Below are 16726 nucleotides of genomic sequence, written 5' to 3'. Positions count from 1 at the left end.
GGCAACGCCCCCCTCACAACCTCTCCACGATCGTCACATTGGCAATCCCGCCCCCTTCGCACATGGTTTGCAGCCCATAGCGGCCGCCCCGCGCCGTCAGGGCGTGGATCAGCGTTGTCATCAGCTTGGTCCCCGACGCACCCAGCGGATGGCCCAGCGCGATGGCGCCGCCATTGACGTTCAACCGGTCGATATCCACGTCCAGCGCCTTGGCCCAGGCCATCGGGATCGACGCGAAGGCCTCGTTCACCTCGAACAGGTCGATGTCTGACAAGGACAGGCCGGCCCGCACCAAGGCCCGCCTGGTGGCCGGGATCGGTTCCTCCAGCATGATCACCGGGTCGCCACCGGTCACCGTCAGGTTGACGATGCGGGCCAGCGGGGTCAGGTTGAAACGCTTCACCGCCGCCTCCGACGCCACCAGCACGCCCGACGCGCCATCGGTCATCTGGCTGGCATTGGCCGCGGTGATGGTGCCGCCTTCGGTGATGGTCTTGACGCTGGCCATCCCCTCCAGGCAAGCGTCAAAGCGCACGCCCTCATCCTGCATGAACAGGCCGGTTCCCGTTTCCACCGGCACGATCTCCGACGCAAAGGCACCCGACCGGATGGCAGCAGCCGCGCGGCTATGGCTGCGCAGGGCATAGGCGTCCATGTCCGTGCGGCTGAAACCATACTTGTCGGCGATGGCCTGGGCACCGTGGAACTGGTTGAATTCCTTGACACCGTAGCGGGCCTGGATGCTGGTGGGCCAGGGCCCCTCCCCGATCCCCGCCTCGGCATGCAGGCGGAAGTTGGAGCCCATGGGCACACGGGTCATGCTTTCCGCACCGGCCGCGATCACCAGATCCTGGGTGCCCGACATCACCGCCTGCGCCGCGAAATGCAGGGCCTGCTGGGATGACCCGCATTGCCGGTCGATGGTGACCGCCGGCACGCTGTCGGGCAACCGGGATGCCAGCACCAGGTTGCGCCCGAAGGCGAAGGCCTGCTCCCCCGCCTGGGTGACGCAGCCGACGATGACATCCTCGATGGCCGCCGGGTCGACGCCCGACCGGTCCACCAGCGCATTCAGGATGACAGCCCCCAGATCGGCGGGATGAACACCAGTCAGCGCGCCCTTGCGCTTGGCCCCAGCGGTGCGGGCGGCTGCGACGATATAGGCTTGGGCCATGATCATTCCCCCTGTTTCACGAAATCGGGTTTGCGTTTGGCCAGGAAGGCGGCGATGCCTTCCTTCCCGTCGCCGGTGCGCGCCTGGGCGCTGATCGACCGGCTTTCCGCGTCCAGCTGCGCCTCCAGCCCGTTCACCCCGCTTTCCAGCAGCAGCCGGCGGGTGGCGCCCAGCGCCGTCATGGCCCCCCGTGCCAACTCATGGGCCAAGGCCCCGGCCTCTTCCCGCAAAGCGCCGTCCGCCACGACGCGGGTGGCAAGGCCGATCTCCGCCGCCTCCGCCGCCCCGACGCGCCGGTTGCGCAGGCACAGTTCCTGGGCACGGCGCATGCCGACCAGACGCGGCAGGAACCAGGTGGTGCCGCCATCGGGCGACATGCCGATGCCGGTATAGGCGACGGTGAAATGCGCCGCCGGATCGACCAGCACGATGTCGCCCAGGATGGCCAGACCGAAGCCGGCACCCGCCGCCGGGCCGTTGACGGCCACGACCAGCGGCTTGTTCATGCGGGCCAGCCGGGCAACGGCGGCATGCACATAGGCCGTGATCTCCTTCAGGAAGGCCGGCAACCCCTCGCCAGCGGCGGCGAAAGCGGCGACATCGCCACCCGCACAGAACAGGCGGCCCTCGCCGGTCAACAGGACGCAGCGCACGCTGTCATCCTCCTCCAGCGTGATCACCGCCTCCATCAGGGCGCGGGCCATGGGAATGTCCAGCGCATTGCCCACCGCCGGACGGTTGAGGATGATGGAAGCGACGGGACCGTCGCGTCTTACCAGGATGCTGTCATTCATGGCATCACCGCGGCGCCATGCGGATGGCGCCATCCAGGCGGATGACCTCGCCATTCAGCATCGGGTTGGCGATGATCGCCCCCACCAGCTGCGCATATTCCGATGGTTTGCCCAGGCGGCTGGGATGGGGCACCTGGGTGCCCAGACTGTCTTGGGCGGCTTGCGGCAGGCCCATCAGCATCGGCGTCAGGAAGATGCCGGGGGCCACCGTGACAACGCGGATGCGATGCTGCGCCAGATCGCGGGCCGCCGGCAGCGTCAGGCCGACCACCCCACCCTTGGACGAGGCATAGGCCGCCTGCCCGATCTGTCCGTCATAGGCGGCGACGGACGCCGTGTTGACGATCACGCCAGCCTCTTCCCCCTGAATGCCGGCCGCGATCAGACGGGCGGCGAATTTGGAGATCATATTGAAGGTGCCGATCAGGTTCACCTCGATCGTGCGGCGATAGGCGGCCAGGGAATGCGGCGTTCCGTCCTTGCCCACGATGCGTGCCACCGGCGCCACGCCGGCGCAATTGACCAGCACCCGGGCCGGGCCATGCGCCGCTTCCGCTGCCGCGAAGGCGGCAACGGCACTTTCCTCCTCCGTCACGTCGACCTTGAAGAAGGCGCCGCCGATCTCCCCGGCCGCCGCCTGCCCCGTCGCCTCGTCCCGGTCGAAGATGGCCACCCGCGCGCCAGCACCCGCCAGCATGCGTGCCGTCTCGTTGCCCAAACCCGATGCCCCACCCGTCACGATGGCGGCCAGATCTGTCAGTTCCATATTCCCTGTCTCCGGAATGATCGATCGATGCCGGCATTAGGGGTCAGGAAGGCGGATGGGGGGCAAGTCGCCAATGACGCCAGGACCGTTAGGGACAAGTCAGAGTGCGCTTGTGCTGATTGAGCCCGGCGGAACCCAGGGTCTATAGGATGGTCAATTGAGACGGCGAGGAACGCATGTCGGACACCAGATCCCTAGAGACCCTGCGCCGCCAGGTCCGCACCTGGCTGACAGCCAATGTGCCGGCCGGATGGCGCGACCGCCTGACCGGCTGCGACCAGGAGACCTTCGTTGCGGCCCAGCGCGACTGGCTGGGCAAGCTGGTCGATGCCGGCTACGCCACCCCGCACTGGCCCGCCGAATGGGCGGGTGGCGGCCGCGGCCTGGCCGAACAGCGCGTGATCTATGAGGAGATCGCCCGCATCGACGCTCCGCGCCTGATCCTTTATTTCGTATCACTCTATCATGCTGCCATGACGCTGCTGGAATGGGCCTCGCCCGATCAGGCGCAGGACCATCTGAACGGCATCCTGAAGGGCGACATCTGGTGCCAGGGCTTTTCGGAACCCAATGCCGGCTCCGACCTGGCGGCCCTGCGCACCAAGGCGGTGCGCCAGGGCGATGTCTATATCGTCAATGGTCAGAAGACCTGGTCCACCATGGCGCAGTTCGCCGACAAATGCCTGCTGCTGTCGCGCACCAGCGGCGACGGGCCGAAACAGGCCGGCCTGACCTACCTGATCCTGGACATGCGCAGCCCCGGCGTCACGGTCCGCCCCATCGTGCAGATCACCGATGATGAGGAATTCGCCGAGATCTTCCTCGACAATGTCGAAATCCCCGTCTCCAACCGCTTGGGCGCAGAAGGACAGGGTTGGGCTGTGGCACAGTCGACGCTGGCGTCCGAACGCGGCCTGACCTTGCTGGAACTCAGCCGCCGGATGCAGGGCATGCTCTGGCGCATCGTGGCGGCGATGGATATGGCCGGCCGTCGGGGCGACCCGCTGGTACGGCGTGACCTGGGCCGGCTGCACGCCCAGGTCACCGCCGTCTGCGCGCTGGCCGACAATTACATGTCGGGTCGCATCGACGGCACGGAACGGGTGGGCGATGCCTCCATCGTCAAGCTGGCCTATGCCCGCGTCTTGCGCGCCTACACCGCCCTGGGCCTGCGCCTGGGCGGCATCGATGCGCAGGTCCATCAGGACTTCACGCGTGGCGGCAGCCAGGAAACCGGCAACTGGGCCGTTGATTTCATGAACAGCTACGCCTGGTCCATTGCCGGCGGCTCTGACGAAATCCAGCGCAACATCATCGCCGAACGCATGCTAGACATGCCGCGCGAACCCAAACATTGGCAGGGAACGCCATGAGGATCGAACAGACCGAACTGCGCGACGCCGCGCGCGACATCCTGGCCGGACTGACCGGTGCCACTCCCGATACCGCGTGGCGGACGATCATGGAGGCCGGATGGACCGTCCTCACCGCACCGGAGGCGGCGGGCGGGCTGGAACAGCCGCTGGAAGCCGCCTGCTGGCTGCATCAGGAACAGGGTTTTGCCCTGTCACCCGTGCCGCTGCTCTCCACCCTGCTGGCCGCCGACGCGCTGGCCGCCGCCGGATCTGACCTGCTGGAACGGGTGGTGACGGGGGAAAGGGTCGCCGTGTCTCTGCTCGACCCAACGCGGGCAGAGGTCACTTGTGCCGATGGCCACCTGTCGGGAACCTTGAAAGCGGTGGAGAATGCCGGAAGCGCCACCCATCTCCTGCTGTCGCTGCCCGGCCGGCTGTTGCTGCTGCCGCTGGATCGGGTGGCGGTGGCGCCGCGGCGGATGTGGGATGAAAGCCGGGTGCTGGCGGATGTCACCCTGGCCGACATGCCCCTGTCCGGCATGGAAATCCTCGCACAGGGCGACGCCGCCGACCGCGCGCTGGCCGCGCTGCGCATCCACCTGCATTTTGCCATCGCCGCCGACAGTATCGGCGGGGCCGAGGCGCTGCTGGCCCACACCATCGATTATCTGAAGACCCGCCGGCAGTTTGACCGGCCGCTGGCCATGTTCCAGGCGCTGAAACATCGCTGCGCCGACCTGAAGATGACCCTCGCAACGGCCCAGGCCCTGCTCAGGGACCATCTGCGGGCCTTGCAGGAGAGGCGGGGCGATCCCGTATCCTTGGCCCTGGGAGCGAAATCACTCTGCTCCTCCGCCTTCCGGGCGGTGGCGGAGGAGGCGGTGCAGCTTCATGGCGGCATCGGCATGACGGCGGAGCACCCCTGCCACCGCTATGTGAAGCGCGCCTTGCTGAATGAACAGTTGGGCACCCCGGACGATCTCTGTGATCTGGCCGTGGCGGACGCGTTCATCGCATCACTGTCGGCGGCGTAATCTTCCCGACCTACGGCACCTGCATCAATTCCGCCACCTTGGCCCGCCACGCGGCCACGCCCGCCTCCTTCACCGGTCCATAACCGGCGATCAGGCGGGCGGCACCGGCGATTTCCACCGCGCGGTCAACATCCCCTTCGCCCAGGCCCTGGGCCAGGCGCGTCACCAGGTCCCGGTATTCCCCGATCAGCGCCCGTTCCATCCGCCGTTCGGCCGTCATCCCGAAAATGTCGAACGGCGTGCCGCGCAGGCGCTTCATCCCAGCCAGCAGCTTGAAGACGGGGAATATCCAGGCCCCGAACGCCATCTTCTTGGGCCGCCCCGTCCTGGCATCGCGACGCCAGGACAGCAGCGGCGGGGCCAGGTTCAGTGAAACCTTGTAATCCCCGTCGAACTGGGCCGCCAAGCCTTCACGGAAAGCCGGCAGGCTGTAGAGGCGCGCCACCTCGTACTCGTCTTTATAGGCCATCAGGCGGGCCAGCTGTTCGGCCACCTGCATCAGGAAGGGCCGGGCCTGCGCAACGCCCGCGACCGCCGTCAGATCGGCCATGAAGTCGGTGAAAGACCTTGCATAGTCCCCATCCTGGTAATCGGTCAGCAAGCGCCGCCCGCGCTCCACCAGTGCTTCCAGATCAACCGGGGCCGCCCGCGCCTCCAACTGGGCGAAGGCCAGCAGTTCCCTTGGCTTCACAGCCGCCAGCCGGCCGATGGCGAAGGCTTGCAAGTTCGCCGCCACCGCCGTGCCGTTCAGGCGCACGGCCTGTTCGATGGCGTCCAGCCCCACGGGCAGCAATCCCTGCTGTGCGGCGAAACCCACCATCATCAGGTTGGTGAAGATCGTGTCCCCCAGTAGGCGCGCGGCCAGCTCGTTGGCCCGCAGCAGGGCGACATGCTCGTCATCTACCCTTCCGTGAAAGGCGGCCAGGAAATTGTCCGGCCGCAGGTCCAGGTCCCTGCGGGTCTGGAACTCGCCCGTGGGCACCACGTCCTGGTTGGCGATGATGCGGCTGTCGGCGCGCAGCGTTTTCACCACCTCCGGCCCGGACGCCACGATCAGGTCGCAGGCCACCAGCAGGTCGGTCTGGCCCGTGCCCAGCCGGGCGCTGGGGATGGTGGCGGCGTTGGTGGCAAATCGGACATGGCTCATCACCCCGCCACCCTTCTGCGCCATGCCGGTCATGTCCAGCACCTTGGCGGCCTTGCCCTCGATATGGGCGGCGGTGCCCAGGATGGCGCCGACGGTCAGCACGCCGGTGCCACCGATGCCGGTGACCAGCATGGAATAGCTGTCGGTGACATCGACGATGGCAGGGACGGGCAGCCCGGCGATCAGCGCCTTCAGCACGCCCATGTCGCGCGCGCGCTTCGCCGGCTTGGCCCCGCGGAGCGAGACGAAGGACGGGCAGAACCCCTTGATGCAGCTGTAATCCTTGTTGCAGTTCGACTGGTCGATCACCCGCTTGCGGCCCAGCTCCGTCTCCAGCGGCGCCACGGAGACGCAGTTGGACTGCACCGAACAATCCCCACAGCCCTCGCAGACGGCGGGGTTGATATAGAGGCGCAGATCCGGGTCGGCGAGGGTGCCGCGCTTGCGCCGGCGGCGCTTCTCATTGGCGCAGGTCTGCTCATAGACGATGGCGGACACCCCCCTGATCTCCCGCAATTCCTTCTGCACATCCTCCAGATGGTCGCGGTGCAGGATGCGCAGGTCGCGGGGCAGATCGGCCTTCGCCCATTTCTCCGGCTCATCGCTGACCAGGATGACGGGGCTGACCCGTTCGGCCAGCAGTTCCTTCACGATCATCTCCACCGAGACATCGGCCTCCAGCGGCTGGCCGCCCGTCATGGCGACGGCGTCATTATAGAGGATCTTGAAGGTGATATTGGCTTTCGCGGACACCGCGGCACGGATGGCCAGGGTGCCGGAATGGGTATAGGTGCCATCGCCCATATTGGCGAAAACATGGCTCGTCTCGACAAAGTGCTGCGCGCCCACCCAGGACAGCCCCTCCGCCCCCATGCCTACCACATTCATGGTGCGACGCTCCGGCATGAAGGCGGCCAGGCCATGGCAGCCCGTGGCGCCCAGGGCGAAGCTGCCGTCGGGCACATGCGTGCTGGTATTGTGCGGGCAGCCTGAGCAGAAATAGGCGGGCCGGACGGCGGCAGGCGGCTTGGCGGCCAGCACCTCCAGGGCGGCCCGCTGCGTCGCCCTGTCCGCCACTGGCATCTCCAGCATGCCCAACCGTTCCAGCTGCCGCACCAGGGCGCGGCGGACGGCACCGGGGTCCAGCACCCCGTCCAGCGCGAACTGCGGCCGCCCGGCTTCGTCCCGTTTACCGATGATCGCCGGCCGCTGCCCGTCCATCCCGTAGAGGGTGGTGGCCACCTGTTCCTCGATGACCGGCCGCTTCTCCTCCACCACCAGCAGGGTCTGTGCCCCGGCACAGGCATTGCGCACGAAATCGGGGTCCAGCGGCCAGGTCATGCCCAGCTTGACCAAACCCAGGCCCATGGCCCGGCACCGTACCTCGTCCAGTCCCAGGTCACGCAGTGCCTGACGGACATCCAGCCAGGACTTGCCCGCCGTGACGATCATCAGTTTCGCCGCCGCCGGCGCGATATCGACACGGTTCAGACCGTTGGCACGGGCAAAGGCGATGGCGGCGGGCAGCCGTTCATTCACCACCAGCGCCTCCTGGGCCAGGGCCGGCAGGCCGCGACGCAGGTTCAGCATGATGCCGGGTGGCAGGACGGGCCGCGTGAAGGATGGGGAGGCCAAGGTGATGGACGATGTCAGATCCAGCGTATCCGTCACCGTCTTCAGCCCGACATACAGCCCGCTGTAGCGCGACATCGCCCACCCGGTCAGGCCATATTCCAGGATCTCGTCCGTCGTCGATGGCGCCAGGACGGGGATGAATCCGGCAATCAGCGTATGCTCGGACTGGTGTGCCGATGCCGACGACTTGGCGGCGTGATCATCGCCCGCCACCACCAGCACGCCGCCCTTTGCCGCCGTGCCCTCGAAATTGGCCAGCTTGAGTGCCTCGCAGGCACGGTCAACGCCCAGGCCCTTGGCGTACCAGAGGGCGAACACCCCCTCATATTGCGACGGGCCGAACCAGGAATGCTGCTGCGTGCCGCGCAGGCTGGTGGCCGCCAGCTCCTCGTTCAGCCCCGGTTCGAAATGGATATTGTGGGCCTGGAGCAGCTTCTTGGAACTCCAGAGCTGGGCGTCCAGCGTCGTGATGGGCGATCCGCGATATCCCGTCACATAGCCGGCCGTCTTCAATCCCGCCGCCTGGTCCAGGCGGGCCTGATCGATGGGCAGCCGCACCAGGGCCTGCATGGAGGACAGGAAAACCTGGCCCGACCGTTGCTCATATCGGTCTTCGAGCGTCACGACGGACTTGGTCAAGGCGGGGGCTCCCTGGGTTCAACAATGTCTGGACCTTCATAGCCCAATGGCCGCGGGCACAATTGCCCCCCGCCGCCCTCCGGCTTGCCCGCCGCTGCGTGGCATACCCGCCATCCTGGATAAGCCGCCCCTCCCCCCCAGTCATCGCCGCCGCAAGGGAGTGTTTATAAAGGACGGACAGGGGCACCTCGGCGCCCCCCTCCCCCACGAGTGGACGCAATGCAATTCGTATGGTCCGATTTCCATCGCGACTTCCGTCAGCGCATCCGTGATTTCCTGGCGGCCAACCTGCCGCCGGATTGGGAACGCATGGCCCATCACGGGCCGGGATCGGAAGGGCAGACGCATTTCTCCCGGGCGATCTGCGGCAATCTCGCCGAAGCCGGGCTGCTGATCCCGCATTGGCCGGCGGAATGGGGCGGCCAGGGGCTGGACCCCTGGTGCCAGATCATCCTGGCGGAGGAGATGTGGTCGGCGGGGGAGCCGCGCGGCGCCCAGTACATGAATGTCAACTGGATTGGCCCGACCCTGATGCGCTATGGCAGCGCCGAACAGCGTGCGCGCTACCTGCCGCCCATCGCGCGCGGCGACGCCGTCTGGTGCCAGGGCTTCTCCGAGCCCGATGCCGGGTCGGACCTTGCGTCCTTGCGCACCCGGGCCGTTCTGGACGGCGATGTCTATCGCGTCACGGGCCAGAAGATCTGGACCTCCTATGCCGGGCTGGCGGAGACCTGCTTCCTGCTGGCCCGCACCAGTGTGGACCGCAAGCGCGGCATCTCCATCTTCCTGGTGCCCATGGACAGCCCCGGCATAGAGGTGCGGTCCATCCCCAGCCTGATCGGCGAGGGCGACATCCATGAAGTGTATTTCGACGATGTCGAGGTGCCGGCATCCGCCCGTCTGGGACAGGAGGGGGAGGCATGGGAGATCATCGCCTTCTCGCTGGCCAATGAACGCCTGGGCATCCCGCGCTATGCCCTGGCGCGCCGCGCCCTGGATCGGGCCGTGTCGATCCTGCAGGCGCGCGGCGGGTTCGGGCGTGAGGCGGTCCGTATCGCCGCAGCCAGAGCGGCCGGATTGTGCGAGGCGGCGCGCATGGCGGCCTATGCCCTGATCGACCAGCGGGCGCGCGGCATCCCCATCGGTGGGGAGGCCAGCTCTGCCCGCGTCGCCACGGTGATGGCCGAACGCACGGTGGGGGAGTTCGTGGTGGAACACCTGCCCGAAACCCTGTGCGGGGAGGAAGGCGACCCGCTGCTGAAGGCCCATCATCAGCGGGCCATCGTGGCCGGCATCGCATCCGGTGCCGCCGAAATCCAGTTGAACCTCGTGGCCGGCGACGTGCTGAAGCTGCCCAGGGAGACCCGTTGATGGAACTGTCACTGAACCAGGACCAGAGCGTCATCCTGGATGCCGTGGATGGCCTGTGCCGTCCTTATCTGGGGCCGCCTGCCGACAGCCGCTATTTCGCCCTGACCAGTGCCGCCCTGGACCGGGACCTGGAAGAGGCCGGCTTTCTGGATGTCGGGTTCGATCCCGACCTGGGGACGCTGACGGCGGCCCTGGTGCTGGACCGGCTGGCCCGCCTGCCATTCGCGACGGAAGCCGCCGCATCGCTGCTGGTGCGCCCGCTGCTGGGGCAGGTGCCGGGCCCGCTCTGCCTGGTCGATGCATCGACGCCCACCAGCCCTGTCCGCTTTCTGAAGGCTGGTGCCAGTGTGGTCACCCTGCATGCCGACCGGGTCACGCTGCTGACGGCCAGGGCGGATCAGGTGCGACCGGTGGACAGCCTCTATGCCTATCCCATGGCCATGCTGGCGAACACCAACGGCACGACAACCACGGATGTCTGCCCGGACGCCCTGCGTACCCGCTGGCGCATCACGCTGGCGGTGGAGATGGCGGCGCTTCTGCATGCCGCCATCGACAGCACCGTGACCTATGTCGGTGAGCGCAAGCAATTCGGCAAACCGCTGGCCATGTTCCAGGCCATCCGCCACCGCCTGGCGGAGGCCGCTGTGCGGGCCAATGGCGCCCGCTGGCTGGCGCTGCAGGCGGCGGGAACGGAAAGTCCCGGCGATGCAGCCCTGGCCGCCCATGTAGCGCAGGAGGCGGCGAACGCCGTGATCTACGACCTGCACCAGTTCCTGGGCGGGATGGGCATGACGCTGGAACATCCGCTGCATCTGTGGACCTACCGCCTGAAGGCGCTGGCATCCGATCTGGGGGGCCGGGCCGTGAACGCGGCCGATGCGGCAGCCCTGATCTGGACAGCGGCGTAGGAGACGCGATTATGAGCTTCGAACCCGAACGCGACGTCGATTATGCCGACTACAAGGCCCTGAAACTGTCGCTGACCAACCGTATCCTCACCATCACCCTGTCCAATCCCGGACGGCGCAACGCCATCAATCCGCAGATGAGCGTGGAACTGGCCCGTATCTGGAACGATGTATGGGACGACCGCAACGTCAGCGTCGTCATCCTGACCGGCGAGGGCGACAGTTTCTGTTCCGGGGCCGATCTCTCCATCCTGCCCGACAGCGGGACGGAGGCCGACGCCCGCCCCCTGAACATCACCACCCGCATCGCCCGCAAACATATCATGGGTCTGCTGGACCTGGAGAAGCCGGTGCTCGCCAAGCTGCGGGGACCGGCCTTCGGGCTGGGCGCCACACTGGCGCTGGCCTGCGACATGGTATTCGCCGCGCCAGGGGCAAAGATCTGCGACAGCCATGTCAGGGCGGGGCTGGTGGCCGGCGACGGGGCCGTCCTGCTGTGGCCGCTGGCTATTGGCTTCCACCGGGCCAAGGAATATCTGCTGACCGGCGATCCGATCCCGGCGGAAGTGGCCGAACAGATCGGCCTGATCAACCGCGTCATCCCCGATCCCAACCTGGACCTGCATGTCCAGGCCATGGCGGAGAAGCTGCGCGACCTGCCGCCGCTGGCCGTCAACTATACCAAGTCCGCCATGAACATCACCCTGAAGCAGATGACCCAGGCATCGTTCGAAGCCTCGCTGGCCTATGAGGTCTATTCGATGGGCACGCAGGATCATCAGGAAGCCATGCGCGCCTTCGCCGAACGCCGCCGGGGCCGCTTCACCGGCCGCTGACCGTCGCGTCATGCTGCTGTAGGCGGCGATGCTTGCCTGGGTTGGCAGTCGGGTCCGTGCCGCCTTGCCCCCCACCCCGCCACAGGTCAGAACGGGTGACCGGTCACCATACCGGTTCACGACAACAGACAGGACAACGCGCCGAACGCCGGGCGTGGCCGATCGGCCATGTCCGCGAACGGGCGGACATGACAGGAGGGGACACCCATGAAGGGATCGACAAGCCTACAGCATCGCCACCATTTGCTGGCCGGCACCGCAGCCTTGGCCATGCTGGCTACACCGGTCGGCGCACAGCAACAGGCACCCGCGACCGAGAGCGATACGCTGCGCCTGGAGGAGATCGTGGTGACGGCCCAGCGCCGCAAGGAGAACCTGCAGGAGGTTCCCATCGCCGTCACGGCCATCACGGCCGACAGCCTGGAAGAGGCCGGCATCACCAATACCAGCCTGCTGCCCCAGGCCGTGCCCAGCCTGCAGATGAGCCGGTCCGGCCCGTCGGGCATCTTCTTCGTGCGCGGCGTGGGCAATACCAGCGGCGGCACGGGGGAGGAAGGCGCCAACGCCTTCTATGTCGATGGTGTCTTCCTGTCCAACCTCAACCAGTCGGTCCTGAAATTCAACAATATCGAGCGGATCGAAGTGCTGCGCGGGCCGCAGGGCACATTGTTCGGCCGCAACGCGTCGGGCGGCCTGGTCAATGTCATCACCCGCGATCCGGGCGACCAACTGGTGATCAAGGGCCAGACCGGCATCGCCAATCATGAGACCTATAGCGGCCAGCTCTATGTCGCCGGCCCCATCTCCGACAATCTCAGCGCCGATATCGCCCTGTCCGGGTCGGACCAGAAGGATGGCTGGGGCACCAACCTGGCCACCGGCAAGGAGGTGGGCAAGGGCTGGAACTGGGGTCTGCGGTCCAAATGGCTGTGGACACCCACCGACAATACAAGCCTGACCTTTGCCGGCGAATATGGCAAGCAGGATGAGGATTTCTCCTCCCTGTTCGCCTTGGCCCCCGGTTCGGTGGGTACCGGCGGCACCCGCCGCCCGGCGGGCCGGTATGACACCAACACCGTCAATGCCCAATATGCAGCCCAGCGCACCTACGGCCTCAGCCTGACGTCGGAATTCGACCTGGATTGGGCGACGCTGACCAGCATCACCGCCTTTCGCGGCAACAAGACCAACAGCGCGCTCGACCCCGATGGCGGCCCCCTGCCCCTGTTCGCCAACATCCTGTCCACCAATGGCAAGTCATTCCAGGAGGAACTGCGCCTGGCATCCGACATGGATGGGCCGCTCAGCTGGCAGACCGGTCTGTTCTTCCTGCGTACCGTCGCATCGGTCGATCCGTTCGCGTCGCGCGGCACGGCCCTGGGTGGGGCCAATGCCGGCAACGATATCTTCGCCTCAATGACCACCCAGTCCTATGCGGCGTTCGGTGAAGCCACCTATGCCATCCTGCCCACGACCTTCCTGACGGGCGGCATCCGGTACACCCATGATGACCGCACGTTGACTGGGCGCCAGGTGTCGGTGGGTCTGGCCACACCCACCTCCCAGACCCGCGATGCCAGCCAATCCTATGGGGAGTTCACCTATCGCGCCTCGCTGCGGCATGAGTTCAGTGACGATTTCAACGTCTATGCCTCCTATAACCGGGGGTTCAAGTCGGGCCTGTTCTCGCTGACCTCGCTGTTCATCGCGCCGGTAACGCCGCAGACCATTGACGCCTATGAGATCGGATCCAAGGCGGAACTGTTCGATAATCGCCTGCGCCTGAACCTGTCGGCCTTCACCTACAAGATCCACGACTATCAAGTACGCGCGGCCACCGGCGTCGGCGCCACGGCGGTGCTGTTGAACGCGGCGGAGGTGAAGAACCAGGGGGTGGAGGCGGAATTCGACCTAGTCGTCACCGACGGTTTGAACCTGTTCGGGTCCTTCACCGTGCTGGACAGCAAATTCTCCAGCTTCCCCTTCGCCCCTTACACCTATCCCAACCCGTCGGTCTGCACGCCCACCGGCACCACACCGGGCCAGGTGACAGGGGGTACACCCACCGGCGGTGCACGCAACTGTATCGGCAGCGCCAAGGGCAACCGCACGCCCGTGGCCCCTGAATTCGTGGCCAGCCTGGGCACATCCTACACGGTGCCGGTCGGTAATGATGGCGAGGTCCGGTTCTCCGCACTCTACAGCTACAATGACGGCTATTTCTTCGAGGTCGATAACCGCCTGCGTCAGGACAGCTACAGCACGCTGAACCTGTCGGTGGAATATTCGCCGGTGCAGCACTGGAGCGTGGAATTGTGGGCGCAGAATGCCACCAACGAAAAATACTATGTCCAGAAGCTGGGCAGCGCGCTGGGCGACCTGGCCGTCAGTGCCGCCCCGCGTCAGTACGGTCTGAATTTGAAATATGAGTTCTGATTAAGGAAAGCAGGGTGAGCCTACTCAGTCCACCCTATGTTTCTCTCAACACCGCCCGCCCCGACATTGTCGGGGCGGGCGTTTTGTTGTCAGAACTTCACCGACAGTTCCAGACCGTAGGTCCGCGGTTCGCCCACAGCCGCCGCATTGTGGCCCAGCGCCGACGCCAGGGTCATGCCACCCGCGAAATAGGCCTTGTCCAGCAGGTTCTTGGCGAACAGGGCCCCCGTCACCTCGCTGCCCAGGATATTGGACCAGGTCAGGCGGGTATTGACCAGGGCATAGCCCGGCAGGCGCGTGCGCGGCGCGATAGAGGCGGCGGCATTGGAGAAATACTGCCCCGTCTGCGCATAGACCTCCCCGCGCAGGGTGATGTCGCCCGTCTCCGCCCCCGTCGGCAGTGCCAGTTCGGCATAGCCCACACCCGACCATTCCGGCGTGTCCCCCACGGGACCATAGGAATAGGCATTACCGAACAGGGAGATACGGCCATTGGTGAACTTCGCGCTGGTATAGTTCAGCGACCCGCCGATCGTCAGCCCGTCGACCGGCATCAGGGCCGCCTCCACCTCCAGGCCCCGCACCCGTTCCGACGGCACGTTGGAGGTAACAGCGATGGAGGCCAGGCCGCCCGGACCATCGGGATCGGGAAATTCCACGCGCTGCACATCCTGGATCCACTGATTGTAGACCGCGACGGTGAAGGTCGCGGGACGGTCGAACGCCTGACCCTTGTATTTCAGGCCCGCTTCCACATCCTGGGTATGTTCCGATCCGAAAACGTTGCCGCCCAGCGTGGCGGTAGCATCCACGGGCGGTGCCGCCCCGTTGAAGCCACCGCTGCGGAAACTGCCGCGCGTCTTCAGATAGGTGAACATCTGCTCCGTCGCCTGGTATTCCAGCCCCACCTCCCAACTCGGGTCCTTGAAGGTGCGTTTCTGGTCGGGTGCGCCGAATGTATAGGTGGCGCGGGGCAACTGCGCGATGGACACCCGTTCCCAGGTGTAGCGGATGCCGGCGGTCAGCCGCACATCCTGCAAACCGGTGTCGCCCAGGTCATAAGTACCCTGGCTGTAAACTGCGTCCGTCTTGTTCTTGATGCGGAACGCATTGGTCACCGAGGCGGGCGCCATCACCGGGCTGACGTCGAAATAGGTCTGCGGCCAGAAGGTATCGGTGCGCAGCCGCTGGAAATAGGCACCGACAATATAGGTCAGGTTGCCGTCCAGCGCCTTGCCCTGCACTTGCAGTTCGTCCGACCAGGACCGGTTATGCACCTCGTTCCCCACCTCACCCGAGACAAGGTTCTGGGTCAGGATGGTGACAAACGGTGCGCCCAATTGCGGCTGCTGTGAATCCACATCGGACTTGGACCAGCCGAAGATGTTCTTCACGGTCAGATCGTCCGACAGCTCGATGCCGGTCGTGTTGTTCAGGTTGTAATCCTTGCCGATATGGTCCGCCCCGGCCGGATGGTTGGTGACATAGGGCCCAAGCCGTTGTTGTTCGGCGACATAGGCCAGCAGCCCCTGCGCATAGGCCTTGGGATGGGCCGCCAGATACCGGGCCCAGGAGCCAGCACCCGCCACCGCATCCAGGCCCGGCCCGAACAGCAGCCCGGCACCGCAGGTCAGTGCAAAGCCGTTGTTCGTCTCGCCACAGCCATAAACGGAATAGGTATAGGAAGCCCCGGTATTGGTGCCGTTGGTGTGGCCATACTGGAACACGGCGGTGTTCGTGACCCTGTCGGTCGGGTTGAAGGTCAGCGAGGTACGGACCCCATCCCGCCGCGTCTCGCCCAGGTCCTGGCCATTATAGAGATTGTGGATATAGCCGTCGCGGCGGATGACGTCTGCCGCGACGCGCAGCAGCAGCTTGTCCTCCACCACCGGTACGTTGAACCAGCCCTCAACCTCCCTCAGGTCCAGATTGCCCAGACGCGTACGGATCATGGCTTCCGACCGGTTGGTCGGCTTGGCGCTGGTATAGAGGACGGCACCACCGGTGGCGTTGCGGCCGAACAAGGTGCCCTGCGGCCCTTTCAGCACCTGCACCGATTCCAGATCATAGAAGCTGGAGGCCCCGCCGATCGACAGCGGCACCTCGTTCAGATAGGTGACAACGGCCGAGGGGGAGCCGGAAAAGGTATCCGCACTCTGCCCGCGAATGGAGTAGGTCAGCGAATTGTTGCCCTGGGTCTGGCGGATGGTCAGGCCGGGGACGGATATCTGCAGATCGCTGTCAGTGCGGATGGCGCGATCAACCAGTTGGTCCGCACCGATGGCCGTCACCGCGATGGGCACACGTTCCAGGCTTTCATTCTGGCGCCGGGCGGTGACGACGATCTCCTCCAGCGCGCCGGCCTTGTCGTCGGCCGCCATTGCCGGGGTGGCGACGGACAGGGTCAGCAGCGCCGAGGTGGCAAGGATAACCGGGCGCACGACGCGCGCCGGACATGCATGGTTCCGGACCATAAATCTGTCTCCCTTGTCGATTTTCTGGGGGTGCCGGCGAAGCCGCGGACGCACCCTTTTCATTCGCCCCCCAGGCTATGGAGAGGGGCTGTCCGGTCAATGCCTGGGATGGCGCCGCGACGCGCCCCTGCACGCGCAAGTTCAGGCATCGCCG

At 66.1% G+C, this 16726-nt stretch carries 11 protein-coding genes; 6 read left to right on the top strand and 5 right to left on the bottom strand.

The features are described 5' to 3' along the window. Window positions 1-13: 13 nt before the first annotated feature. From AC1Q7F_RS14795 to AC1Q7F_RS14785, 3 genes are read right to left on the bottom strand one after another with little or no spacing between them, the layout of a single operon-like run. Window positions 14-1174, bottom strand: coding sequence for an acetyl-CoA C-acetyltransferase (locus AC1Q7F_RS14795; RefSeq protein WP_492508109.1), 1161 nt, complete (start codon window positions 1172-1174; stop codon window positions 14-16). A 2-nt stretch (window positions 1175-1176) separates the two neighbouring features. After that, complete coding sequence (locus AC1Q7F_RS14790) at window positions 1177-1968, bottom strand: enoyl-CoA hydratase/isomerase family protein (protein ID WP_492508107.1); 792 nt, start codon at window positions 1966-1968, stop codon at window positions 1177-1179. Window positions 1969-1972: 4 nt separating this feature from the next. Next, complete coding sequence (locus tag AC1Q7F_RS14785; RefSeq protein ID WP_492508105.1) at window positions 1973-2734, bottom strand: SDR family NAD(P)-dependent oxidoreductase; 762 nt, start codon at window positions 2732-2734, stop codon at window positions 1973-1975. Between the two features lie 176 nt (window positions 2735-2910). On the opposite strand from AC1Q7F_RS14785, the gene AC1Q7F_RS14780 reads away from it, so the two are divergent. After that, a complete protein-coding gene (locus AC1Q7F_RS14780) occupies window positions 2911-4107 on the top strand; it encodes an acyl-CoA dehydrogenase family protein (RefSeq protein WP_492508103.1) in 1197 nt (398 codons plus the stop codon). Beyond that, entirely contained in the window at window positions 4104-5123 is a 1020-nt protein-coding gene (locus tag AC1Q7F_RS14775) for an acyl-CoA dehydrogenase family protein (protein ID WP_492508101.1), read from the top strand. The genes AC1Q7F_RS14780 and AC1Q7F_RS14775 overlap by 4 nt, the downstream gene beginning before the upstream one ends. Window positions 5124-5133: 10 nt before the next feature. Here AC1Q7F_RS14775 and AC1Q7F_RS14770 read toward each other — a convergent pair whose 3' ends face one another. Further along, a complete protein-coding gene (locus AC1Q7F_RS14770; RefSeq protein WP_492508099.1) occupies window positions 5134-8544 on the bottom strand; it encodes an indolepyruvate ferredoxin oxidoreductase family protein in 3411 nt (1136 codons plus the stop codon). Window positions 8545-8763: 219 nt separating this feature from the next. Between AC1Q7F_RS14770 and AC1Q7F_RS14765 the strand changes: the two genes are divergently transcribed. The 4 genes from AC1Q7F_RS14765 (at window position 8764) to AC1Q7F_RS14750 (ending at window position 14098) form a co-directional block, all read left to right on the top strand. After that, a complete protein-coding gene (locus tag AC1Q7F_RS14765; protein WP_492508097.1) occupies window positions 8764-9915 on the top strand; it encodes an acyl-CoA dehydrogenase family protein in 1152 nt (383 codons plus the stop codon). Next, window positions 9915-10826 carry an acyl-CoA dehydrogenase family protein gene (locus AC1Q7F_RS14760; protein WP_492508095.1) on the top strand — a complete coding sequence of 304 codons (912 nt, stop codon included), beginning with the start codon at window positions 9915-9917 and terminating at the stop codon, window positions 10824-10826. The genes AC1Q7F_RS14765 and AC1Q7F_RS14760 overlap by 1 nt, the downstream gene beginning before the upstream one ends. Before the next feature lie 11 nt (window positions 10827-10837). Then, complete coding sequence (locus tag AC1Q7F_RS14755; protein ID WP_492508093.1) at window positions 10838-11662, top strand: enoyl-CoA hydratase/isomerase family protein; 825 nt, start codon at window positions 10838-10840, stop codon at window positions 11660-11662. A 207-nt stretch (window positions 11663-11869) separates the two neighbouring features. Continuing rightward, on the top strand, window positions 11870-14098 hold the full coding sequence (locus tag AC1Q7F_RS14750; RefSeq protein ID WP_492508091.1) for a TonB-dependent receptor: 2229 nt from the start codon (window positions 11870-11872) through the stop codon (window positions 14096-14098). An 89-nt stretch (window positions 14099-14187) separates the two neighbouring features. On the opposite strand, the gene AC1Q7F_RS14745 is transcribed toward AC1Q7F_RS14750, so the two are convergent. Beyond that, entirely contained in the window at window positions 14188-16572 is a 2385-nt protein-coding gene (locus AC1Q7F_RS14745) for a TonB-dependent receptor (protein ID WP_492508089.1), read from the bottom strand. Window positions 16573-16726: the final 154 nt, after the last annotated feature.

This window comes from Niveispirillum sp. GW835-FHT14G11, assembly GCF_058793615.1.
Note: the sequence above shows the minus strand (reverse complement) of the source record. Positions and strands in the feature narration are given on the sequence as shown.

Coding starts and splice junctions, on each gene's coding strand:
- AC1Q7F_RS14765 (WP_492508097.1), top strand. CDS start 8,764: ATGCAATTCGTATGGTCCGATTTCCATCGCGACTTCCGTCAGCGCATC.
- AC1Q7F_RS14795 (WP_492508109.1), bottom strand. CDS start 1,174: ATGGCCCAAGCCTATATCGTCGCAGCCGCCCGCACCGCTGGGGCCAAG.
- AC1Q7F_RS14780 (WP_492508103.1), top strand. CDS start 2,911: ATGTCGGACACCAGATCCCTAGAGACCCTGCGCCGCCAGGTCCGCACC.
- AC1Q7F_RS14755 (WP_492508093.1), top strand. CDS start 10,838: ATGAGCTTCGAACCCGAACGCGACGTCGATTATGCCGACTACAAGGCC.
- AC1Q7F_RS14785 (WP_492508105.1), bottom strand. CDS start 2,734: ATGGAACTGACAGATCTGGCCGCCATCGTGACGGGTGGGGCATCGGGT.
- AC1Q7F_RS14775 (WP_492508101.1), top strand. CDS start 4,104: ATGAGGATCGAACAGACCGAACTGCGCGACGCCGCGCGCGACATCCTG.
- AC1Q7F_RS14745 (WP_492508089.1), bottom strand. CDS start 16,572: ATGGTCCGGAACCATGCATGTCCGGCGCGCGTCGTGCGCCCGGTTATC.
- AC1Q7F_RS14750 (WP_492508091.1), top strand. CDS start 11,870: ATGAAGGGATCGACAAGCCTACAGCATCGCCACCATTTGCTGGCCGGC.
- AC1Q7F_RS14790 (WP_492508107.1), bottom strand. CDS start 1,968: ATGAATGACAGCATCCTGGTAAGACGCGACGGTCCCGTCGCTTCCATC.
- AC1Q7F_RS14760 (WP_492508095.1), top strand. CDS start 9,915: ATGGAACTGTCACTGAACCAGGACCAGAGCGTCATCCTGGATGCCGTG.